Source organism: Bacillus sp. V26, from assembly GCF_034296245.1.
Classification (GTDB): domain Bacteria; phylum Bacillota; class Bacilli; order Bacillales; family Bacillaceae; genus Bacillus; species Bacillus halotolerans.
In genome coordinates this window covers 561,892-582,210 of the sequence record NZ_JAXKQF010000002.1, presented here as the reverse complement: position 1 = coordinate 582,210, position 20,319 = coordinate 561,892, and the positions used below count along the sequence as shown (strand labels likewise).

General features: G+C 41.9%; 26 protein-coding genes. 7 read left to right on the top strand and 19 right to left on the bottom strand.

Annotation, left to right across the window (positions count from 1 at the left end; genetic code table 11):
- Positions 1 to 29: 29 nt before the first annotated feature.
- Complete coding sequence (locus UJ203_RS10415; RefSeq protein ID WP_322010492.1) at positions 30 to 629, bottom strand: molybdenum cofactor guanylyltransferase; 600 nt, start codon at positions 627 to 629, stop codon at positions 30 to 32.
- A 132-nt stretch (positions 630 to 761) separates the two neighbouring features.
- On the opposite strand from UJ203_RS10415, the gene UJ203_RS10410 reads away from it, so the two are divergent.
- Positions 762 to 1,727 carry a sporulation protein gene (locus UJ203_RS10410; protein ID WP_322010490.1) on the top strand — a complete coding sequence of 322 codons (966 nt, stop codon included), beginning with the start codon at positions 762 to 764 and terminating at the stop codon, positions 1,725 to 1,727.
- A gap of 41 nt (positions 1,728 to 1,768) precedes the next feature.
- Here UJ203_RS10410 and rok read toward each other — a convergent pair whose 3' ends face one another.
- From rok to ahpA, 3 genes are all read right to left on the bottom strand, one after another.
- On the bottom strand, positions 1,769 to 2,344 hold the full coding sequence (gene rok, locus UJ203_RS10405) for a transcriptional regulator Rok (RefSeq protein WP_105954142.1): 576 nt from the start codon (positions 2,342 to 2,344) through the stop codon (positions 1,769 to 1,771).
- 449 nt (positions 2,345 to 2,793) lie between these two features.
- Positions 2,794 to 3,252, bottom strand: a complete 459-nt coding sequence (gene ykuV / locus UJ203_RS10400; RefSeq protein WP_059292859.1) for a thiol-disulfide oxidoreductase YkuV — start codon at positions 3,250 to 3,252, stop codon at positions 2,794 to 2,796.
- Positions 3,253 to 3,333: 81 nt separating this feature from the next.
- Positions 3,334 to 3,876 carry a biofilm-specific peroxidase AhpA gene (ahpA, locus tag UJ203_RS10395; protein WP_010334066.1) on the bottom strand — a complete coding sequence of 181 codons (543 nt, stop codon included), beginning with the start codon at positions 3,874 to 3,876 and terminating at the stop codon, positions 3,334 to 3,336.
- A 244-nt stretch (positions 3,877 to 4,120) separates the two neighbouring features.
- On the opposite strand from ahpA, the gene UJ203_RS10390 reads away from it, so the two are divergent.
- Positions 4,121 to 4,924 carry a mechanosensitive ion channel family protein gene (locus tag UJ203_RS10390; protein ID WP_105990728.1) on the top strand — a complete coding sequence of 268 codons (804 nt, stop codon included), beginning with the start codon at positions 4,121 to 4,123 and terminating at the stop codon, positions 4,922 to 4,924.
- 34 nt (positions 4,925 to 4,958) lie between these two features.
- Here the strand turns inward: UJ203_RS10390 and UJ203_RS10385 are convergent, their stop codons facing one another.
- The 14 genes from UJ203_RS10385 to fadH form a co-directional block, all read right to left on the bottom strand.
- The gene (locus UJ203_RS10385; protein ID WP_010334064.1) at positions 4,959 to 5,204 is read right to left on the bottom strand and encodes a YkuS family protein; all 246 of its coding nucleotides are present in this window, start codon (positions 5,202 to 5,204) and stop codon (positions 4,959 to 4,961) included.
- Positions 5,205 to 5,264: 60 nt separating this feature from the next.
- Positions 5,265 to 6,389 (bottom strand): N-acetyldiaminopimelate deacetylase, encoded by a 1,125-nt coding sequence (locus UJ203_RS10380; RefSeq protein WP_322010481.1) that lies wholly within the window; start codon positions 6,387 to 6,389, stop codon positions 5,265 to 5,267.
- Positions 6,390 to 6,459: 70 nt separating this feature from the next.
- Entirely contained in the window at positions 6,460 to 7,170 is a 711-nt protein-coding gene (gene dapD, locus UJ203_RS10375; RefSeq protein WP_024121226.1) for a 2,3,4,5-tetrahydropyridine-2,6-dicarboxylate N-acetyltransferase, read from the bottom strand.
- Between the two features lie 105 nt (positions 7,171 to 7,275).
- Positions 7,276 to 7,731 carry a flavodoxin gene (locus UJ203_RS10370; RefSeq protein WP_024121225.1) on the bottom strand — a complete coding sequence of 152 codons (456 nt, stop codon included), beginning with the start codon at positions 7,729 to 7,731 and terminating at the stop codon, positions 7,276 to 7,278.
- Between the two features lie 15 nt (positions 7,732 to 7,746).
- On the bottom strand, positions 7,747 to 8,640 hold the full coding sequence (locus UJ203_RS10365; RefSeq protein ID WP_322010478.1) for an exo-alpha-sialidase: 894 nt from the start codon (positions 8,638 to 8,640) through the stop codon (positions 7,747 to 7,749).
- Positions 8,630 to 9,106 carry a flavodoxin gene (locus tag UJ203_RS10360; RefSeq protein ID WP_105955554.1) on the bottom strand — a complete coding sequence of 159 codons (477 nt, stop codon included), beginning with the start codon at positions 9,104 to 9,106 and terminating at the stop codon, positions 8,630 to 8,632. The genes UJ203_RS10365 and UJ203_RS10360 overlap by 11 nt, the downstream gene beginning before the upstream one ends.
- A gap of 115 nt (positions 9,107 to 9,221) precedes the next feature.
- Positions 9,222 to 10,103 (bottom strand): transcriptional regulator CcpC, encoded by an 882-nt coding sequence (ccpC, locus tag UJ203_RS10355; protein ID WP_044156069.1) that lies wholly within the window; start codon positions 10,101 to 10,103, stop codon positions 9,222 to 9,224.
- A gap of 146 nt (positions 10,104 to 10,249) precedes the next feature.
- Positions 10,250 to 10,693, bottom strand: coding sequence for a cyclic-di-AMP-binding protein CbpB (cbpB, locus tag UJ203_RS10350; protein WP_044156071.1), 444 nt, complete (start codon positions 10,691 to 10,693; stop codon positions 10,250 to 10,252).
- Between the two features lie 138 nt (positions 10,694 to 10,831).
- Positions 10,832 to 11,023, bottom strand: a complete 192-nt coding sequence (gene abbA / locus UJ203_RS10345; RefSeq protein WP_003218673.1) for an AbrB antirepressor AbbA — start codon at positions 11,021 to 11,023, stop codon at positions 10,832 to 10,834.
- Between the two features lie 139 nt (positions 11,024 to 11,162).
- Positions 11,163 to 11,681 (bottom strand): ribonuclease H-like YkuK family protein, encoded by a 519-nt coding sequence (locus tag UJ203_RS10340; protein WP_024121220.1) that lies wholly within the window; start codon positions 11,679 to 11,681, stop codon positions 11,163 to 11,165.
- Between the two features lie 109 nt (positions 11,682 to 11,790).
- Complete coding sequence (locus tag UJ203_RS10335; RefSeq protein ID WP_003218671.1) at positions 11,791 to 12,030, bottom strand: YkuJ family protein; 240 nt, start codon at positions 12,028 to 12,030, stop codon at positions 11,791 to 11,793.
- A 190-nt stretch (positions 12,031 to 12,220) separates the two neighbouring features.
- Positions 12,221 to 13,129: a manganese catalase family protein gene (locus UJ203_RS10330; RefSeq protein ID WP_103671621.1), complete on the bottom strand. Its 909-nt coding sequence runs from the start codon at positions 13,127 to 13,129 to the stop codon at positions 12,221 to 12,223.
- Positions 13,130 to 13,376: 247 nt separating this feature from the next.
- Positions 13,377 to 14,600 (bottom strand): EAL-associated domain-containing protein, encoded by a 1,224-nt coding sequence (locus UJ203_RS10325; RefSeq protein WP_024121218.1) that lies wholly within the window; start codon positions 14,598 to 14,600, stop codon positions 13,377 to 13,379.
- Positions 14,601 to 14,663: 63 nt separating this feature from the next.
- Entirely contained in the window at positions 14,664 to 15,428 is a 765-nt protein-coding gene (gene fadH, locus UJ203_RS10320; RefSeq protein WP_202853414.1) for a 2,4-dienoyl-CoA reductase, read from the bottom strand.
- A 144-nt stretch (positions 15,429 to 15,572) separates the two neighbouring features.
- Between fadH and UJ203_RS10315 the strand changes: the two genes are divergently transcribed.
- From UJ203_RS10315 to UJ203_RS10300, 4 genes are all read left to right on the top strand, one after another.
- Positions 15,573 to 16,433, top strand: coding sequence for a metallophosphoesterase (locus tag UJ203_RS10315; protein ID WP_268510769.1), 861 nt, complete (start codon positions 15,573 to 15,575; stop codon positions 16,431 to 16,433).
- Positions 16,434 to 16,490: 57 nt separating this feature from the next.
- Positions 16,491 to 16,985, top strand: a complete 495-nt coding sequence (locus UJ203_RS10310) for a L,D-transpeptidase family protein (RefSeq protein WP_081638296.1) — start codon at positions 16,491 to 16,493, stop codon at positions 16,983 to 16,985.
- Positions 16,986 to 17,060: 75 nt separating this feature from the next.
- Positions 17,061 to 18,353, top strand: a complete 1,293-nt coding sequence (locus UJ203_RS10305) for an MFS transporter (RefSeq protein ID WP_044156081.1) — start codon at positions 17,061 to 17,063, stop codon at positions 18,351 to 18,353.
- A gap of 125 nt (positions 18,354 to 18,478) precedes the next feature.
- A complete protein-coding gene (locus UJ203_RS10300) occupies positions 18,479 to 18,943 on the top strand; it encodes a YkyB family protein (RefSeq protein WP_044156084.1) in 465 nt (154 codons plus the stop codon).
- A gap of 41 nt (positions 18,944 to 18,984) precedes the next feature.
- Here the strand turns inward: UJ203_RS10300 and cheV are convergent, their stop codons facing one another.
- The gene (cheV, locus tag UJ203_RS10295) at positions 18,985 to 19,896 is read right to left on the bottom strand and encodes a chemotaxis protein CheV (protein WP_024121210.1); all 912 of its coding nucleotides are present in this window, start codon (positions 19,894 to 19,896) and stop codon (positions 18,985 to 18,987) included.
- Positions 19,897 to 20,103: 207 nt separating this feature from the next.
- On the opposite strand from cheV, the gene UJ203_RS10290 reads away from it, so the two are divergent.
- The gene (locus tag UJ203_RS10290; protein WP_003238943.1) at positions 20,104 to 20,265 is read left to right on the top strand and encodes a hypothetical protein; all 162 of its coding nucleotides are present in this window, start codon (positions 20,104 to 20,106) and stop codon (positions 20,263 to 20,265) included.
- The last annotated feature ends 54 nt before the right edge of the window (positions 20,266 to 20,319 follow it).

Sequence of the window (20,319 nt, the reverse complement as noted above, 5' to 3'; positions counted from 1 at the left end):
TATGTCAATCATACCATGATTTCCGCCCGTCAGTCCCACCAGGAGAATGTCTTGAGTTCTTCCAAACGCCTATAGTCATATCGTGTATTAATATTCATAAACTCTTCCGGCACTGCCGCGATTTCCTCCGCCTGTACGTAACGAACTGAAATACGGTCTAAGAAATCTGATAGTTTTAATTTTTTCTCAGATAGCTGTTCATATAGAATAGGTATGATCCTTTTATGATACAGTGCTATCAATGGCTGCACTCGTCCGCCTGATATCGGGATGACTGCATCCGTATCGGCAGTTACCATGCGCCTGAGCTCCGCCATCGTCCTTTTTCGTATCAGCGGTGTGTCACAGGATAGAATCGTATAAAGGTCACCGTCTGTCTTTTCAAAAGCAGTATAGATACCAGCCAATGGGCCCATTCCTTGGAACGGCTCCGCGTCTTGATACACTTCGGTTTCGCCATTCTCTTGAAATCTATCGATAAACTCGGGACGGCTGATGATGACCGCTTGCTCACCCAGCGACTTTTTAGCCCATTCGTAAAACATGCGGCCTCTCCATTTTACAAACGCCTTGGGCTCCCCAAACCGGCGTGAAGCTCCTCCTGCTAAAAGTACACTTATATGTTTCATGCTCTCACCTCTAGTTACCAAAAGCATAGCAAAAGCAAGGCCCCAACGCCAATGCTTGTCTGTTTATTAAAGAGGAATAGCTGTTCAGTATTTGCATATTGTAATGTTAACATCATGAGGGAGATGGTTCGATTGAAAAGAACAGGTCCTTTTTTCCATGACGTGTCACAGGAGAACCTTTATTTAAAATCAGAGCTGTCCAGATGCCGTAAACTAATTTCCGAGCTTGAGGCAAGCTACTTCCATCAGAAAAATAACAAACTGCTCAAAGAAAATACCAATATGAAAGAAAAACTTCAGCAGCTGTCCGCTGAGCTAAAGCAAATGTCAATGAAAGAACAACACGCCTCCTATACGAGCCATACACTGCATCAAATGAGAGCCGAACTGCTCGATAAAATCGTCACCTTGCAGGAGCTTCTTTCCGCAGAAACCTACAAACGCAAAACCGAAATCGAAGAAAAACATAAGCTTCATATCGAAAAAATCAAAATTGAGGAAGAAAATAAAAATTTGCATAAACAAATTATTCATCTTAATACCTCTATCCAGCGGGAACAGAACGAATTGTTTCAAGCGAAGCAGCAAGCTGAAACGATAAAAGCCGAAAACGGACGCTTGAAAGAGCAAATGATAGAAAAAGAATACCAGCTAAAACATATCAAAATAGAAATAGATCATATGAAAGACCGAATCATAGAAACGAAAGAAAGGCTGCTTGAAATAGAAAAAACAAAAGAAAAACTATTTCAAGAAACTATTATTTCGTACAAACGGCAGCTTGATGAAAGTGATGCCTGGATTGCTTCTCATTTTGCCGATATTGATGGCGGTGCGAAACAGAAAGAAAAAACGGCAGAAGAAGCTCAAAACGTTTACGCACCGTCAAGTCATGTAGAGACCATCCTTGAAGATGTCACAAAACAAGTAAATGAGCTTCAAAAACAGCTGACCAGAGCCCAATCAGCTGACCAGCTTATCAACCATAAAATTGAAGAGCTGAAGAGCCGTGCCGCCGAAGAAAAACCTTATCAAAAATGGGTGTATAAGCTTAATCTTGAAAAAGAAAACAAACCTTCACCGAAAAAAACCCAATAATAAAAAAACTGCTTGAGCTCCCAAGCAGTTTTTCTGTGTGCTTATTCTGTTGCTGATTCAGCTGATTCGATGTCACCCTCTAAAATGTACTGGCCGCGATACGGTTTTTTCACTTCCGGATACATTTTAATTAAACTTTGCATAAACGTTGTCATATTAGGGATTTCAAGACCGCTTTCCTTTTCAATCTCTTTTTGAAGTTCAGAGCTTTTAATTGCCGCGTTGTGGCGTTTTAATGTTTTAATAGCTGCTTCACGCAGTTTAGCTGCTTTAGATCCCGGTCTTGCCGTTCCTCTTCTTCTTCTAGTCGCTCCATCTGGTATACCGGCAGGAAGAGAGGAAATAGATTGAAGCTGAGGCTGGGCGGACTGCTGCTGTGATGGCGGCTGATAGCTTCTGATTTCCTGAGCTGCAAGCTCGGCGAGAACTGGCAGAGAGTCAGTTTTTCTTTCAGAACGGAACTCCTTTTTCGTTTCGGAAGGGCTTCCATTTCTGTCCAGCTCTCTTAATTTTGCGTATATTTTATCGCGTTCAATTTGATATTCACGAATGACTTTCACTTCAGCTTCATTTAATTGTTCTAATCGCAAGCGCAAAGCTTCTCTTTCATTAAACATTCCTCAATGTACCCCCTATCAGAATTAACATCTTTAATTAAGATATTAGATTACAAAAGTAATTTTATCAACTATTATTTTAGCATTTTACTATTATATTTACTCTATGAAAAATTCCTTATTTTCTGAAAATGTTTTATTTTTTAACAGAACTCTTTATTCACAAGGGTTCAAGAGCTTATGTCAGTCATTTGGAATAAAGTTGAAAATATATCTTTTAATTACTTCTTTAATGAAATTTAGTGTAATATCTACAATTTTCGCGTTCAGAGATATGAAAAATATCTAAATATGCAGAAAAACATAAGAAATTAGCTCTTGTTTTAGAAGATAAATCATTAAAAAACGTTTTTCTTATTCCCAAATATGGAAAAATAAGCTTCTTACTCTTTTCCTTTTTTGCGCAAATAAAAAAACCTGATTACATCAGGTTTTTAATTTGCGCACAATTATTCAGCTGCTTGTTCTGTTTCAGCCAGAACGCGGTTCACACGTTTTTCAAGCATTTTCATGCCGCTGCCGCCGGCTTGAAAATGACGAAGCTGTCCGGTTTTATCAAACACATAGTACGCAGGCACATACTCGTTTTCAAATGCGTCGGTTAAGGCGTGGTCACTGTCAACAAAAATAGGCTGAGTAATGTCATGTTCAGCAGCTACTTCTTTGATTTTGTCGAGATCCAGGTCATCTTCGGAACGAGGCATATGAACAGCTACAACGTTCAGCTTGTCTTGATATTTGTCCCGGAATTCATTCACCTGCGGCATTGCTTCTTTGCACAGGTGGCAGCTGATGGACCAGAAATGAATAAGTGTCGGTTTTTCTCCAATCAGTTGTTCTTTTGTTACTTCACCATTGAACCAAGCTTTTTCTCCTGTCAATTCAGGCATTGGCTGACGTAATTTCATCGCTTTTCCCTCCTAGTGAGCAGTAAGAGTCAAAAAGGCCTAACGAATTGTTAGACCTTTTTCTTTCGTTCTCAAAAAGAATTAAAGTGTTTTTTGACCTGGTTTCCAGTTAGCCGGGCACAGTCCGCCTGTTTGAAGTGCTTGAAGCACTCGAAGCGTTTCATCAACGTCACGGCCGATGTTGTTATGGAAAACCGTTTGATATTGTAGCTCGCCTTCAGGATTGATAATAAACAATCCGCGAAGTGCAACGCCTTCTTCTTCAATTAAAACGCCATATTCACGGGATACTTCATGGTTAGTATCAGCAGCAAGCGGATATTTCAGCTGACCAAGACCATTTTCTTTACGGTCTGTGTTGATCCACGCCAAGTGAGTATGGATTGTATCAGTTGAAACGCCGATCACTTCAGCATCAAGATCTTCGAATTCGTCATAACGGTCAGACATCGCTGTAATTTCTGTCGGACAGACAAAAGTAAAGTCCATTGGATAGAAGAAAAGAACTGTCCATTTGTCATTTTTCATATTTTCTTCAAGACTTACTTTGCCAAATTCCTTATTTGCAAGGACTGCTTCCATTTCAAAACGAGGAGCTTGTTTACCTACCATACGTTCTGCCATATGTATCCCTCCAATTGATAGTTTGGCTTTAAAAGCCAGATGGACAAGAAAATAAAGGAAAATATTCCTTATTTCGTCAATAACCTCACAATGACCATTATATCGAACCGCATTTTTCCAGTCAATTTTTAACAAAGAATACATGTCTTTGCCTTCGACATTTTACGGTAAAAAGTTTAACATGTTCATGTATAGGGAAACAAACTTTAACATGCTGCAACACATTCAGAAAGGAAGCTCCAACATGGATTTCATTACACAGTATGATTGGGCAGGTCTTGTCACCAGTGCGGGTGTTTTACTCATTAAGCTCGTCATTATGATTTGCCTCTATTTTATCGTTCGATCTGTAGGCATGAGAATTATTAAACATCTATTTGCAAAATTTGAAGCCCAAAACAGCCTGTCTATCGGACGCGCTCACACGCTCCGAAGCCTGACACTTAACGTATTTGCTTACATATTGATTTTTATTTTTTTCGTTATGGTTCTGGATTTGTTTCATTACGACCCGAGCGCTCTTTTAGCAGGTGCGGGAATCGTAGGTCTGGCGGTCGGTTTTGGCGCCCAAGGCCTTGTCAGCGACATCGTGACAGGTTTTTTTATTCTGCTTGAAAAACAATTGGATGTCGGAGATTATATAACCGTTGCGACCTTTGACGGAATTGTGGAGCAGGTCGGTTTAAGAACGACCCAAATCCGCAGCTTTGACGGCACACTGCATTACATTCCGAACCGGAACATCACAAATGTAAGCAACCATTCCCGCGGAACGATGCAGGCGCTGGTTGATATTAAAGTCCCGGCTGAAAGAAACCTCGATGAAACCATTCACATCTTACAACATGTATGTGACGAAACGGCAGCTGCTCTTCCGCAAATAAAAGAGGGTCCTAATGTCATTGGCATTCAAGAGCTGGGAACCTCTGAATTTGTGATCAGAGTCATTGCCAAAACAGAAAATATGGAACAGTGGCGGGTCGAACGAGTGCTGAGAAAAGAAATAAAAACCGCACTCGACCGCGCTTTTCCTAAAGAAACAGAATAACAAAAGAACCGAAGCTTTTGCTTCGGTTTTTACTTTACTGAATTCTGCTTTCAACTTCGCTGCAAATTTCTTCAGCAGTCATCCCGGAAGCTGTAATGACTGGTGCTTGTGTTACTGTATCGGCAATACCTTGCACATTGTTGTCTAGCCCTGTTACGACACAGCAGTCACAGCCTTTTGCATCTGCAGGACTTTTCATCATGACAACGTCATATCCTTTTTCTCTTAATGCAGCTTCTACATCTGATAACGACTGTTCAATTCCTATTTTTTTTGTCATAAAGAACACCTCCGTTAAATAGGGTGCTCATCATATGGCATTTTATTCTTTCCATTGTACTTAATTGGCATAAACAGAAAAATAACCTGTCATCACGTTAACCGCTGTTTCGATCGCATTTTCATCAGGATTCAGCTTTGCGTGATGGAGTCCGTGCGCGGAATCAGCGCCGAGCCAGAACATGAAACCCGGGTATTTTTTCAGCATGTAGCCAAAATCCTCTCCGGTCATCGCTTCTTTTGCTTCGATTACTTGTGCCAATTTTTGCTCAGCAACAAAAGACATAAACTCCTCTGTGAGCCCGCTTGTATTGTAAACTTGGTGATACACAGACGGATACGTCACTTTTCCTTTACAGCGGAAGCCGATTTCGATTCCATTCACTAAATCTTCGATCCGTTCCTTTACCTGCTTCATGGATTCTTCAGAAAGCGTGCGGATTGTGCCTTCCAGGTGAGCTGTTTGCGCAATAATATTTTGCGCGGAGCCGCCCGTAATCGTACCGATAGTAATCACAGCGCTGTCCAGCGGGTCTGTGTTTCTGGAGATGATTGTTTGCAATTGAGTAACGAGAGTGCTTGCCGCTACAACCATATCCTCAGCTAAGTGCGGATAAGCGGCATGCCCCCCTTTGCCTTCCAGGTCAATGACAAGCTCTGATGTATTCGCAAAAAGCAAACCGCTTTTTGTCGCGATGGTGCCGACCGGAAGCTCTGGAGCAATATGAAGCGCAGTAATGAGATCAGGCTGCCACTTTTTTAAGACGTCGCTCTCAAGCATCGGTTCCGCTCCGCCTGGCCCTTCCTCTGCCGGCTGAAATAAAAAGAGCAGATCATGCTTAACAGGGTGATGAACAAAGTGGTCGATGATGCCCAGCGCTATCGTCATATGCAAATCATGTCCGCAGGCGTGCATTTTGCCGTGATGCTCTGATGCGAACGGCAGGCCTGTCTGCTCTTCGATTGAAAGCGCGTCAATGTCCGCTCGGTATCCGAGCATTTTGTCCGGCGCTGTTCCGTTCACTTTTACAAAAAGCCCGGTTCTCCATTTCTCAATTTCAATTCTGTCTTTCGGATATTGCTCCAAGACGTTTAATAAATATTGCTGTGTTTTGAATTCCTGAAATCCAAGCTCAGGAATACGGTGCAGATCTCTGCGGATTGCAATGAGCTCCTCTTTCTTCATTTTCATTTCCTCCTGCCTATACGAATAAGGCGTGGATATATCATCCACGCCTTTTTGATCAAATCATTCCTTACAGCTGGCGTAATTCCTGCTTGATTTCAGTTTTGCCTTTTGTTTTCTCATCGATATCTTTGATTTTCTTAGCAGGTGTTCCCGCAACAACTGTGTATGGCTCAACATCGTTCACTACGATCGCTCCCGCAGCGACAACAGCTCCTTTACCGACTGTTACACCTTCGAGTACGACAGCATTTGCACCGATCACAACGTCGTCTTCAATGACAACCGGTTTAGCGGATGGCGGCTCAATAACGCCCGCAAGCACAGAACCCGCACCGATGTGACAGTTTTTACCGACAGTAGCTCGTCCGCCAAGAACAACGTTCATATCGATCATTGTACCTTCTCCGATAACTGATCCGATATTGATAGAAGCTCCCATCATGATGACTGCGTTATCGCCGATTTCAACTTGGTCGCGGATGATCGCACCCGGCTCGATGCGCGCTTTGACATCTTTAAGATCAAGCATAGGAATCGCAGAGTTGCGGCGGTCATTTTCCACCACGTAATCTTCGATTTTGCTTTGGTTTTCTTCAATTGCTGTTTTGATTTCGCTCCATTCACCGAAAACAACACCAGTGTTTCCGTTTAGAAAAGCTTTCGCAGATTCACCGAAATTGATTCCTTCCAGCTCACCTTTTACATAAACCTTTACAGGTGTAGATTTTGTGCTATTTTGAATAAATGAAATAATTTCATTTGCGTCCATCATTTTCATATGTATAGTCCTCCTCCTGATTTTCTACCTCATTACTGTATCAAAGGAAAGATACAAAGACAAGAAAAAAAGGAAACACCCGCTCGGCAGTTCCCTTTGCATCTATCAGACAGCACAGCCGCTTTTTCTGGCAAATTGTCTGCCGAATTCCTTTAATACTTCTTCTTCTTCCCCTTCAGGATTCATTTCAACCTTTACGGAAGGAAGCACAATTTCGCCGCCTCGTTCTTTTATTTTCTCTTCAAGCGTATCTACAGCACCGCAGAAATATTCATATGCTGTATCACCGGAACCGAAAACGGCGCATGTTTTTCCGGTAAAGTCAAGGGCTTCCATTTCTTCGGCAAGGTCAAGAAATTCGTCAGGCAGATCACCGTCTCCCCATGTATAGGTTCCTAAGATGATATGTTCATAATCATTAAACAGCTCGGCATCATCAATGTCCATCGCTTCAAATCGATCTACTTCCGCTTCCGCCTCCTGAAGACCCTTTTCAATCAAATCAGCCATGGCTTCTGTGTTGCCTGACATCGTTGCGTAAACCAGCAAAATCTTCCCCAATTCCGTATTCCTCCTCTAATGAATCATTGCTGAAACCTCGTACGGCTGGACAAATTTACATTCATACAAGCCTGCACAAAAGAAATTTTCTTTTTGATTGGCGACTCTCCATCCATGACCTTTAATGGTATCGAACCATTTTAGCTCTTGGGCCTCAAGATCAGCCTGATAAATCCTCGAATAGCCATTTTCGTCTTGAGCCGTTGTGACATAAATAATGCCATCATCCTCTGAAATATCAAGAAACGATTCTTCCTTTTTGATCATGCTGGAATGTATCGTGACTTCTTCAGCCGTTAAAATATGTTGTGCAGTGACGGCTCCGCGCTTTCCTTTTGCAGAGCCCATTGCAGCAACCAGCCATTTTTCATCGAACACAAGCATGGATGCCGTCATACGGCTGTCTTCTTTTTTTACCATCCGGACAGCGCCTTGTTTGAAATCGTAAGCCCAAATCCCTCCGAAACATTCGTGTATCTGTGTACCAATATAAAGATTCCCGCCATGCAGACACAGTGAACGGATAACAGGCGGATGTTCAAATTCCGCAAAGGGTTTGGCAACCCGCCACGAAATACCGAAGTCTTCTGATACATAAATGCAATGCTTGCCATGGGCGCAAACAAATCCATCATTCCTGCCGGTAATCGACCACACTGTCGCATTTGTCGGGAAGCTCGACATCGTCCAGCTTTTCCCTTCGTCAGATGAACGAATGATCGTTCCCTTTTCACCGACACCGAATAAGTAAGGACCGATGTAACTGATGCAGTGTATTTTCGCTTTTAAACGAAAAAGCTTTTTCCAGCCTTGTTCCAAAGAATAATGAAAAATGCCTTCTCTTTTCACTGCCACAAAATAGCCAGAAAACGCCGATGCTGCAACAGCTGTCGCCCCTTTATGAAACATGGCTTTTTCCCTTGTTCACAAAGTCTGCCCATGCAAGAAAACCTCTTGCAAATTCTCTGCAGCTTTCCACGTCATCATCCGTTTCAGGGGCAAGCTCAATTTTAAGTGTTTCTTGATAGACAGCAGCTCCCGCCTCTTGCAGCATGTCACTGAACAAATTGACAGCTTCGCAAAACTTTGGATAAGAGTAATCCCCCGAGCCGAAGCAAGCTGTTTTCAAACCGTTCAGCTGGAGCTGCTGAACCTCTTCGAAAAAGTCCTCTGCTTCGTAAGGCAAATCGCCATCTCCCCATGTGTAGGTGCCAATGAGCACATAATCATAAGAAGTCAGAGCCGATGCCTCCGCGTCATCCATATCGATGCAATCAATGTCTAGACCATATTCCTGCAGTGTATCTTTTATAATTCCGGCAATGTCTTCGGTATTTCCTGACATGCTGGCATATGTAATCAAGGCTTTTGCCATGTTATCACCTCATAATTGATAATGATTTTCAATATCATATGTATCACTTTAAATGATAATGATTTTCATTGTCAACATATAAATAAAAAAAGACAGCCTTTTGCTGTCTTTTCTCTTAAAATGGGTGCTCTTGATCAAGCATCTCCTTTACAACTGAAACAAAAGCTTGAACTTGCTTCAGTTCAAAAGCAGGTTCATAGCCTAATAACCAAGTATCCCGCCCGATAGGATTGCCTTTCACGTCTAACAGAGGCATTTTATTGACTTTATCTTCGTTCTGAAGGGTAACAGACGGCAAAATCGCATATCCGATCCCGTGCAGTGCCATCTGTTTGCACGTTTCAATCTGATCAACCAATATAGTCTGTTTTGGCGACGTTTTAAATTTTTGATGCCACCAATGCTGAATCTCCTGAAAATAAGTGCTGTCGCTTTTAAATTGGATAAACGGCCGTTCTGTATGAGCAATATCTTCTATACAAGAGATTTCAGTGTCGACTAAATACAGATGGTCTGTCATTAAATAGTCTTTGCGGCCTTTCCACTCGGGGTTTCCTCTAATAATGCCAATATGAACCTGATCCTCATAAAGGCTTTTCAGCATTTCGCTGCTCCAGCCGGTAATGAGCGAGACCTTTGCATTCGGATACTTTTCCACATACGTTTTTAGAACTTTTGGAAGCCAATGCTGGCCGATGATGGAGGCGACGGCAAGCTTCAGTGTGCCGTGAATTTCTCCTTCGAGTTCATCGATATTTTCTCTAATTCTGTCCTGCTCTAACGTAACGTCATTCGCAAACTGAATGATTTTCTCTCCGGCCGGCGTTACTGTCAATCCTTTTTGGGATCTTAAAAATATCTTTGTCCCCCACGCCTTTTCAATGGTTTGTAAACGCTGAGATAAAGCCGGCTGGGATACAAAAAGCCGTTCCGCCGCCTTTCTCATATTTAACTCCTCAGCTAAAACTACGAGCATATGAAGCTCTTGAAGCTGCATGTCGTCCTCCTTTTTATCATCAATAAGTTTTTCTTATCTTCTATTCTAATAAAATCTTAGTTTATGATTCAAGTCCTTTTCACCCTAATTTATGTATGCGCTTTCTTTATTGCTCTGCAAATAGAATAAAAAATAGGCTGAGCAGCCTACTTGTTCAATGAGCGAATATGCTTATGCAATTCCTTCAAAACCACTCTTCTTGTGAAAATCCCCTCAAAGACCTGATCATCATTTTCAACGCAAACAAACCCGTTATCAATGACCATGCTGAATCCTTTGATAATCGGATCATTTATATGAAGACGCGGAATATCAGTCAGCATAACTTCCTCAACGGTAATTTGGTCAAGCTTTTCAAATTCAATTCTTTCAAGACCAAAAATGCTGTTCATGATCATATTGGTTCCTATTAAGCCGTGTAAACGATATGACGCATCCAGCACCGGGATGGCCGTGTACCCTGTTTTTGTCAGCACTAATAAAGCGTGCTCCAGGTTGTTCCCAACTTGAACGTGCGCTACTTTGTCCGCCTCAATCATAAATTGTCCGACTGTTGCCTCAAGAAGCTGATCTGATTGCAAGCTTATCATGTTTTCGACCCCTTTTCATTTTCATCAACACATACATTCCCTATACTACAATAATATAAACTTTATCAGTATTTGTCGAAAAGTTTCCTTCAATAAAAAAGATACTCTTTGGAGGAGTATCAATTATAAGATGTGCCATTAATTTTCAAATCGAAATCGGTCGTATAGCGTTACAAGTTTTTTGTAGGTGGTTCCGTCAACGTTTTTGGTTCCTGTCTCTATATCGTTGATCTCACTGCTTAAAAGCTCGATAGCATACTCATGGTTGATCAGGATATTCAGCAGAAGTTTTTGTTCTTCTTCTGTAAATCGTTCACCGATAAGACTCATTCGTAATCAGGCCCCCTGTTTTATACTGAATACCTCTGAAAGCAAGAAAACTTACTTTCAGCTCTACCGCTAGAATAAGTAATCAGAAAACAATCGTCAACCGCATAATTCGACATTTCCCTCGGCTTGCGAGCCGGAATTATTTTGTGAAACGATTTGCATAGCTGAAGGCTGTGTATGAATCCGGTTTGATTTTAGCCTCAATCCCCATTGAAGTAATGCGCCCTGTCATTTCTTGAATCAGTTCTTTTGTAAGCCCTTTTTTCCCAATATCCAAGTGAACCTCAAATGTAAGATCCGCCCCTTCGCCTGTAAAGGGCAGGAGCAGATCGGTAATATCCATCAAGTGTCCATCCAGAATATAGGCGGCTGTTTCTTGACTGTACGCCGTTTCTAACGAAATCTTTTCACGAAGGCTATGTATGGGTCTGTCGACTGCGTGGTTTTTCAAGCAGCCCCAAGCTCCCTTGCCTGTACGATGCAAATGTAATGCAGTAATAAACTTTGTGTAATCACGATAAACCTGTGAATCGGTTCCGATCGATAACACATATGAAGAACGGGGATCCCTTCGAATAAAGGCTTTAAGCCGCTCCATCACATCTTGAAAGGTCATCTGTGCTTCTGAAAGATTATAAAACAGAAAAGAATCGGCCATGACGACACCCCTTTTCAAGGATTTACAACCATGAAACAAGTATGTTCCTTACCGTTTATTTCGATTACATGCTGCAAAGCGAAAGCTTGTTTCCCCTATATCAAGAGTCTTACTGCAGAAGTTCAAAGATTTCGATTGAAACCATGTCGATATTATCAAACGGATATGTGTTCGGCTTTTCACCTTTTTGGAAAACCGTCAGTTCAAACGTTTGATTTTTTTCGAAATATTTAACACTGCATATTTTCTCACCATTTACTTCGAAGTAGCGCTGCATTGGCTCGTTAGCCGCTTCCGCCGTTTCTTGCAGACTTTGCAGCCGTGTGATGATACCCATTAATTGTGACATTCTAAAAAAAGACTCCTTTCAAAAAACAACTTCAAATCAACAAGTATTTATTATAATACAAGTTCTATTGAGCATCATACCATAAAGTCGGACAGGATGGCATTTTCCCTGCTGAATTTAAGAAAAGAAAAAAAGTGAAAAAACTATTTTTACGTAGTTTGAGGCTTTTTTTGGAATGTCATACACACAATTATGATTTTTTTGATATTCCGGCAGAATCCAACAGCCTTTTTGCAATTTCGTCAAAATCCTCTTTTGAAATCCCGGGAGCAAATTCCTCCGGCACTTCTCTGAAATCAGGAACGGGCGCTCCCTTAGGGCTTCCCTCAATGACATGAAGCTCACTGCCGTCTATCGGATGCTCACCTTTCCAGATTTTATTGATATCCTTGTAATCCGTATCACTGAATGTATACAGCTTCGTATGAATTCCCTGCTCTTCGAATTTTCTGGCTGTATCAAAATGTTTATTATCAAGATTCGGGATCGGAAGCATTTTGCCGATATTTACGCCGGTCGCAATCTCAAGCGCTTTGGCATACGCCACGATATGAACGCCGCCGCGCACGAGCAAATAACCGATCATTTCTCTGGCCACCGGGTGATCAGTCATTTCATACACTCTCATTTTGTGAGTTCGGGCGCCGCATTCCAGGAAAAAGTTATGGAGCAAATCCAGCACCAGATTTCCGCTGTTAAACACATTTTCACCGGTCCAGGCTTTCCCCATCGAATCAAACGGATAAGACGTTTGAGCCGTTTCAATAAAATGCTGGGAATTTCGTTTATTTTTTGCATCTCTCATCGGTGTAACGTCGGGATCACCTTTAAATGTCGAACCTGTCAGCATTAAGGATATCGTATTAGACACAAGCTCAACATGGCCGAATTCTTCAGCGGTAATGCTTGATACGAGATCGTAAAACGGTTTTAATTTTTTCTTGCTGCGAAAGTTAAAGGATTGGAACATATAATTATTGAGAGTGGACATTTCACCAAATTTGCCGCCTAACAGCTCTTGAACCGCCGCTGCCGCATTTGGGTCAGGATGTTCTGGGGTTGGAAGGTCAATAAGCAGTCTGTTGCTCCTTTTGAACATGTTTTTACCTCCTAGTGCCGTTGTTTACCACTAATAAGGTTTATTGTTTCTATGGATTGTCTTATGCGTTGACAAATAAAAAACTTGGCGGGGGTAGCGCCAAGCTTTTCGGATCTTGATCTGATAGAGGGGTTGGGGAACAGAGAGTAGCTTCTCTCTATAATTAAATGATAATGATTCTCAGTATCAATGTCAATCGTTTTTTGATATTTTTTTCAATTCATAAAAAAAACGGCTCTTCAGCCGTTTAAATCAACCCATCCTGCTCATATAAATAAGAATACGGCAGGTCTATAAATAAATATATTTGATCATCCATCGGATATGAAAACGTTCTGATCATTTCGCCTGTTTCCAAATCGCTGTACAAATCACTGAAAAACCCTTTTCTGAGGTTTCTCATTCTCATGATGTTCTCCAGAAAATAAGGACGCCAGCTCCAGTTCTTCTCCGTATACTCCGGCTGGTAAATCCATTCTCCGTCTTGTTTAAAAACATTTCCAGTCAGCTGATCGCCTTCTCCATCACAGATATAAATTCTAAAGCTGCAATCCGTCAGCTCTTCCGCCAGCTTTTTAATAAAATCATCATCCGGAGACTGGCTGTTTTTTCGCAATGATGTAACAGCTTGGTGCACCCGTTTGTAAAACTGTTCAGAGTGCTCATAGACGGTTTCTAGTTTCTTTTTCTCATGTGTAATAAATTGGTGAAATTCAGTCTTAAGTCTTCGCTTCAATACATCTCTCTCTAAAAACGTTTCTGACGGGGACACCAAATAATAGCCCTGAAAATAGCGGCCGCCGTTTCTCCATGCGTATTGAAGCTGAAAATTCGCCTCAATATCTTCGTAAAGCAGCGCCGCACCGATTTTTCTTGCTAATAATGAAATGCTGTACAGCACATGCTCATAAGACGGAGATGGCTGTGAGATTTTCAGCGCCTGTAAATCGATTTTTAACAAATCTGGCGATAGCAGCGCAATTCTGTCCAGATTGCTGCTTTCTTTTCCGATATTATCAACTGCAATTTTGATTCCGTATGTACGATAGTAGGCAAGCATATGGTAAAGCTGCTCAATGTCCCCTTCAAAATTGTGCTCCGTAATTTCAAGCACGAAACGATGAAGTTCGATCCCTCTCGCTTCATATTCTTTCAGAAGCTCAAGAAAGCTTTCGCCGTGATCAAGCATTAAAAGATTGGCATCCTGATTCATAAAAATCAGCAGATCAGAATCCGCTTCTAAAAAGCGGTCAAGAGCCTGGCGGATAATTCTGTTATCAACCTCTAACTTATATTCTTCGGGTATCCCCGCATCTAAAAAAAAGGGTCCGAGACTTTGAATTTCTGAATCTGCCAATATACGCCCCAGCACCTCATACCCGACGATTTTCTGCTCCTCGGCACTGAAAATCGCCTGGTAATATGGGAGGACATCATCAATGTTCGTTAAAATATCAAGTGGATCCAACATGTTATCACCTGCTTCTCTATCTTTGTCTGATTATACCACATTGAATCCAAATATTAATATGCTTTAAAACGGATAAGGATTCAGCCATTGCCCCCCATCCAGAGTGACACATTCCCCATTCATATAGGACGCTTCATCAGAAAGCATAAACGCGGCCAAAGCGGCGATTTCCTCGGGTGTGCCGAGACGGCCGAGCGGCACACTGTTCAGCGTTCGGGACATCGCTTTTTCTGATTCAAAAAGCTTCTCTGCACCGCCTGTTCGTTCAATTGGACCGGGTGCAATCGCGTTTGTGCGGATTCCGTATTGACTGCCCCACTCTACGGCAAGAGTTCTAGTGAGCGACAATACGCCAGCTTTTGCCGCAGCGGAATGAACAACCCCCGCTCCCGCTCCCCACGCATATGTGGCGGCCATATTTAGAATAACACCCCTCTGCTGATGCTCAATCCAGTGCCTGGCTGCGGCTTGGCTGCAAAAAAACGTACCATTTAATACAATCTCAATTACCGCTTTCCATCCATTGGGCGTGAGCTTTTCTGCCGGGCAAATAAAATTGCCGGCCGCATTATTAATAAGTGCATCAAGACGCCCAAACACATGTAACGCTTCTGCAACCATTTGTGCTGCCCCAGAATCAGAACGGACATCCATTTGAAAACAGGCAACTTGGCCCTCAAAGGTTTCAATTTCTTTTTTTGTTTCTTCAAGTGCTTCATGGTTCCGCCCTGTTATCATGACATTCCAGCCCAATTCGGCCTGTTTTTTTGCCATTGCTTTTCCCATGCCGCTTGATCCGCCGGTAATAATAACAACCTTTTTTTCCATTGTATGATCCCTCCCATTATGAATGAGTATTCATTCAATATCATTCTATCATTATATGCCAGCTGCTGTCAGCACATGCTGAGATGAGATTTTTTCAAGTTACAGGTGATATAATAGAAAAACTCTACTAAAGGTTGGTTTGAAATGAAAAAGATGTCCAGAAGACAATTTTTAAAAGGAACGCTCGGCGTTTTTGCGGCCGGGGTTTTAACGGCCAGCGGGGGATATGGCTATGCCCGCTATCTGGAACCGCATATGATTGAGACTACTAAACACACGATTAAAAGCTCTCTCATTCCCCATGGATTTGACGGTTTTAAAATCGTGCAGTTCAGTGATACACATTTAAGCGATTATTTTACGCTTGAAGACTTTAGAACTGTCATCCTGACGATCAATGAAACTAAGCCTGATTTAATTGTTTTTACCGGTGATATTATCGATAACCCTGATACGTATCAAAATTATCAGGCAGTGATTCCTTTTTTGAGAAAGCTGCAAGCACCCTTCGGCAAGTTTTGTGTTTACGGCAATCATGATCACGGCGGCTATGGAACCGATGCTTATAAAAGCCTGATGTCATCAGGAGGTTTTACGGTATTCCGCAACGCCTATCAAAAATTGACGCTCACAGACGGCAGCGAAATTGAGATCGCTGCGCTCGATGATTTAATGCTCGGCAAGCCCGATTATGAAGGCACCCTATCGAAACTAAGCGAGAGGCTTTTTTCCATTCTGCTCGTCCATGAGCCTGATGCTGCCTTGAATACAAAAACATATCCTGTCAATCTGCAGCTATCCGGACACACACACGGCGGGCAGATCCAGCTGCCCTTCTACGGACCGCTTATTACGCCTCCGTACGGAAAAGTCTATACCGAAGGAATGTACCAAACAGGCGACACTCATATTTATGTGAACCGCGGCCTCGGGATGACGAGACTGCCTTTGCGATTTCTGGCTAAACCTGAAATCACGGTCTTTACATTAAAAAGCACAACTTAATGTAGCAGAATGGGTTCCTCATCAATACTTATAAATAAAAAAGGGAGGATGAGGAAACTGCTTACGTACCAGATTAAACAAGGCGATACACTCACCAGCATCGCGGCCGATTTCAGAATCAGCACTGCTGCTTTAATTCAAGCCAACCCGTCGCTGCAATCAGGAGTTATCGCCGGACAGCGCATTGTCATCCCCGGTCTGCCGGACCCAAATACGATCCCATATCATATTGCAGTCTCTATTGGGGCTAAAACCCTTACTTTGTACCAAAATAATCAGGTTATAAAAACTTATCCGATCGCCGTCGGTAAAATATTGACACAAACACCAACTGGCGAGTTCTACATTATTAACCGCCAACGCAATCCCGGCGGCCCATTTGGCGCTTATTGGCTGAGCCTTTCAAGGCAGCACTATGGAATACACGGAACGAATAATCCCGCTTCGATTGGCAAGGCTGTGTCTAAAGGCTGTATCCGCATGCATAACAAAGATGTTCTAGAACTCGCTTCAATTGTGCCAAACGGAACAAGAGTCATGATTAACCGGTAATGTTTTCTTATTTGTTTCAAAAACAGGCGGTTTATAATATGATAAAGTGGGACCTTTAGGGTAAGGAGCGTTTTTATGGATATATTTAAAAATCGTAATTTTGTTCGTCTATTTTTCGCAGCACTCGCTTCTCAAATGGGCACGACAGTAGGCAACATGGCATTTGCTTTTTTCTTGCTGGACCGCTTCAGCAGCCAGCCTTCTTACACAACCTTGGCTGAACTGATGTATTCCCTTCCTACAGTATTTGTGTTTTTGCTTGTGGGAGTCGTTGCGGACCGGTTTGACAGAAAAAAAGTCGCGGAAAACTGTGATTGGATCAGAGCCGCCCTGACTGTCGTTCTTTTTTTCACTTTATTTACCGGCAATATTCCTCTTGTTTTCTGTATTTTGTTTGTCAGAAGCGCTGTAACCAAGTTTTTCTTTCCTGCAGAAAACAGTTTAGTACAAGCCATCCTGCCGAAGGAGCATTATGCGAAAGCGGCCGGGCTTAATCAGATGCTTTTTAGTATCTTTATGGTATTTGGCGTTGGAATCGGTGCTTTTATGTATAACACAATCGGAATTCATGGAGCGATTATTCTTGATTTTGTCAGCTTTATTATTTCCGGCCTGCTTATCCGCACCTGCCGGATTCCGAAAGAAGCCAGACAGCCGAACGGCACATTTAACTGGAGACAAGCTTCTGTCAAGGATTCGATAAACGATTTTAAGGAAGGCATTGTCTACATTTTAAAAAACAAGCTGCTGGCCTCTCTTATTTTCGGTTTCTTTGTTTTTGGTTTTGTGAACGGAGGATTTGCTGTATTGCCAATGTTTACAATGAAGTATGGACTGGCCCCCGACCGTTATGAATGGCATACATCCGTATTTACGATCGCAATCGGGTTTGGGCTTTTGGCAGGAAGTGTGATCGGCACGTTAATCTCTAAAAAAGTGAAACCTCACTTTTTAATGTCGGTGCCGATTTTAATTGCAGGCTTGCTGATTTTTGTCCTTGGCTACACCAAAGTTTTATGGGTGTACTACGCGACTACTTTTGTACTGGGGATGTGCATCGGTCCGGTAAACATCGCCATAGGGGGATGGATGCCTAAGATTGTCCATCCGAAGCTGATGGGACGTGTAAGCGGCTGGCAAGATCCTTTTATGATGTTTGCGCAGTCTTTGACACTTGGCTTAGTGGCGCTGTTATTCCCTAAGTTCGTATCAAACATCGATTATCTGTATTACGGCATGGGCGTTTTCATCTTAGCTGTTTTCATTTTCTATTTTGTGGCACTGCCAAAATACAGTGCGCAGGCTGTGGAAGTGAATGTACAGGAAACATTTCAGGCTCAGCCGAAAAAGAAAGCAAAATCTGTATAATATAAGTTGAAAATGCGCTTTTTTTCCATAGAAAAAGCGCATTTTTGCATTCAATATTTGCATTTCAACCTTAAAAAAGTATAATCTAATCATAAGAAATTTGATAAGAGCAAAGGAGAGAAATAATGGACGACCATGCATACTCGAAAGATCTGCAGCCAACCGTAGAAAATCTTTCAAAAGCAGTTTACACCGTGAACCGCCATGCAAAAACCGCCCCCAACCCTAAATACCTATATCTGCTGAAAAAACGGGCTTTGCAAAAGCTTGTCAAAGAAGGTAAAGGAAAGAAAATAGGGCTTCATTTTTCAAAAAATCCAAGGTTCAGCCAACAGCAATCGGACGTGCTTATCTCAATCGGAGACTACTATTTTCACATGCCTCCAACTAAAGAAGACTTCGAACATCTTCCGCATTTAGGTACACTTAATCAGTCGTACCGAAATCCAAAAGCTCAAATGTCTTTAACAAAAGCAAAACACCTATTGCAAGAATACGTCGGCATGAAAGAAAAGCCGCTTGTGACGAATCGCCAGCAGCCCGCTTATCATAAGCCTGTCTTTAAGAAACTCGGCGAGAGTTATTTTTAATAAAAAAAGCCGATGCCACTTATGGCATCTGGCTTTTTTTATTAATCGATCACATACGTATCCACTTTTTTAATCAGATCGCTGATTTCCGGCTTGCTGATTTGCTCATCGGCGCCGACCACTTCTCCCCGGTGACGCAAATCATCTGTAATTAATGATGAGAAAATCATAATCGGCACATCAGAACTCTTCGGATTGTCTTTAAGCAGCTTTGTCAGCCTGTGTCCGTCCATTTTCGGCATTTCAATATCACTGATGATCATATCGATTTGTTCTGTTAAATCATTGCCGCTTTCGGTAAGGTTCATGATATAGTCATATGCGTCTTTTCCATTCTCAAACGCTGTAATATTGTTGTATCCGGCTTCGGTTAATTCATCTTTTAAAAGACGCATCAGAAGCGGTGAGTCTTCTACAATAATAAGCTTTTTATCAGTTCTTCTTTCGTCAAAGCCCTCGGTATGCATATTGTACGTATCAACACCTGAGTCTGATTCGATATCATAGATGATTTTTTCATAATCAGGCAAAAAGATCATCGTTTCTTCCAGTTTGATAATCCCTGTGAGGTGCCGCTCCATTCCTTGATTTAAGGAAGTCGGTTTTTCAATCGCTTCCCATGAAACCCTGTGAATTTGAGAAACCGACCCGACATGGAAAACAATTTTTCGCTTATTAAATTCGGTGACGATATACTTCTCGTCTTTTGATCCCTCAGGCTCCACCCCGAAAAAGGAAAACAGGCTGATGACTGGGAGAATTTCTCCTCTTAGTTTAATCATTCCTTCTACATGCTGGTGGGAGTGAGGCACTGATGTGACCTCGACAGGCTGAATAATCTCTCTTACTTTCATGACGTTAATGCCGAAAGCATTGCCACCAACGCCAAACTTCACAATTTCTAATTCATTTGTACCAGAATCCAATAAAATTTCGTATTGTTGTAACGACAATTCAATCCCTCGCTATTCGCATTCAGTATTGTACTGTATATATCGGCGAAAATTATAAAAAATGAATGGTGAGGCTCTTCAAAATCCTATTCTGGCGACAGTTATGCTGATAACCTTAAAAAAAGAAACTTTTTTCCTAATGACCATTGACTTTCCAACTGACAGTGATAAAATAGTCAAGGATTTTTCCAAAGAAGGGTGTAAATAATGGGTACTTTAGTAATATTTAAAGAAAATGAAATGACTGTTTTAGAGGATATCAGTGAAGAGACTTATCTTCATATGAAGAAAGAATCTGCTGATCTTCAAGAAGAGCATCCCCCGTACATGATTTGGCACGAAGACCTTCATTTTGACTATGGTTATTGATGAAATTGGCACATATAAACAATAATAGAACATGATACAATAAAGACAATCAAA

Coding starts and splice junctions, on each gene's coding strand:
- UJ203_RS10415 (WP_322010492.1), bottom strand. CDS start 629: ATGAAACATATAAGTGTACTTTTAGCAGGAGGAGCTTCACGCCGGTTT.
- rok (WP_105954142.1), bottom strand. CDS start 2,344: ATGTTTAATGAAAGAGAAGCTTTGCGCTTGCGATTAGAACAATTAAAT.
- ykuV (WP_059292859.1), bottom strand. CDS start 3,252: ATGAAATTACGTCAGCCAATGCCTGAATTGACAGGAGAAAAAGCTTGG.
- ahpA (WP_010334066.1), bottom strand. CDS start 3,876: ATGGCAGAACGTATGGTAGGTAAACAAGCTCCTCGTTTTGAAATGGAA.
- UJ203_RS10390 (WP_105990728.1), top strand. CDS start 4,121: ATGGATTTCATTACACAGTATGATTGGGCAGGTCTTGTCACCAGTGCG.
- UJ203_RS10385 (WP_010334064.1), bottom strand. CDS start 5,204: ATGACAAAAAAAATAGGAATTGAACAGTCGTTATCAGATGTAGAAGCT.
- UJ203_RS10380 (WP_322010481.1), bottom strand. CDS start 6,389: ATGAAGAAAGAGGAGCTCATTGCAATCCGCAGAGATCTGCACCGTATT.
- dapD (WP_024121226.1), bottom strand. CDS start 7,170: ATGAAAATGATGGACGCAAATGAAATTATTTCATTTATTCAAAATAGC.
- UJ203_RS10365 (WP_322010478.1), bottom strand. CDS start 8,640: ATGTTTCATAAAGGGGCGACAGCTGTTGCAGCATCGGCGTTTTCTGGC.
- UJ203_RS10360 (WP_105955554.1), bottom strand. CDS start 9,106: ATGGCAAAAGCCTTGATTACATATGCCAGCATGTCAGGAAATACCGAA.
- ccpC (WP_044156069.1), bottom strand. CDS start 10,103: ATGCAGCTTCAAGAGCTTCATATGCTCGTAGTTTTAGCTGAGGAGTTA.
- cbpB (WP_044156071.1), bottom strand. CDS start 10,693: ATGATAAGCTTGCAATCAGATCAGCTTCTTGAGGCAACAGTCGGACAA.
- abbA (WP_003218673.1), bottom strand. CDS start 11,023: ATGAGTCTTATCGGTGAACGATTTACAGAAGAAGAACAAAAACTTCTG.
- UJ203_RS10340 (WP_024121220.1), bottom strand. CDS start 11,681: ATGGCCGATTCTTTTCTGTTTTATAATCTTTCAGAAGCACAGATGACC.
- UJ203_RS10335 (WP_003218671.1), bottom strand. CDS start 12,030: ATGTCACAATTAATGGGTATCATCACACGGCTGCAAAGTCTGCAAGAA.
- UJ203_RS10330 (WP_103671621.1), bottom strand. CDS start 13,129: ATGTTCAAAAGGAGCAACAGACTGCTTATTGACCTTCCAACCCCAGAA.
- UJ203_RS10325 (WP_024121218.1), bottom strand. CDS start 14,600: ATGTTGGATCCACTTGATATTTTAACGAACATTGATGATGTCCTCCCA.
- fadH (WP_202853414.1), bottom strand. CDS start 15,428: ATGGAAAAAAAGGTTGTTATTATTACCGGCGGATCAAGCGGCATGGGA.
- UJ203_RS10315 (WP_268510769.1), top strand. CDS start 15,573: ATGAAAAAGATGTCCAGAAGACAATTTTTAAAAGGAACGCTCGGCGTT.
- UJ203_RS10305 (WP_044156081.1), top strand. CDS start 17,061: ATGGATATATTTAAAAATCGTAATTTTGTTCGTCTATTTTTCGCAGCA.
- UJ203_RS10300 (WP_044156084.1), top strand. CDS start 18,479: ATGGACGACCATGCATACTCGAAAGATCTGCAGCCAACCGTAGAAAAT.
- UJ203_RS10290 (WP_003238943.1), top strand. CDS start 20,104: ATGGGTACTTTAGTAATATTTAAAGAAAATGAAATGACTGTTTTAGAG.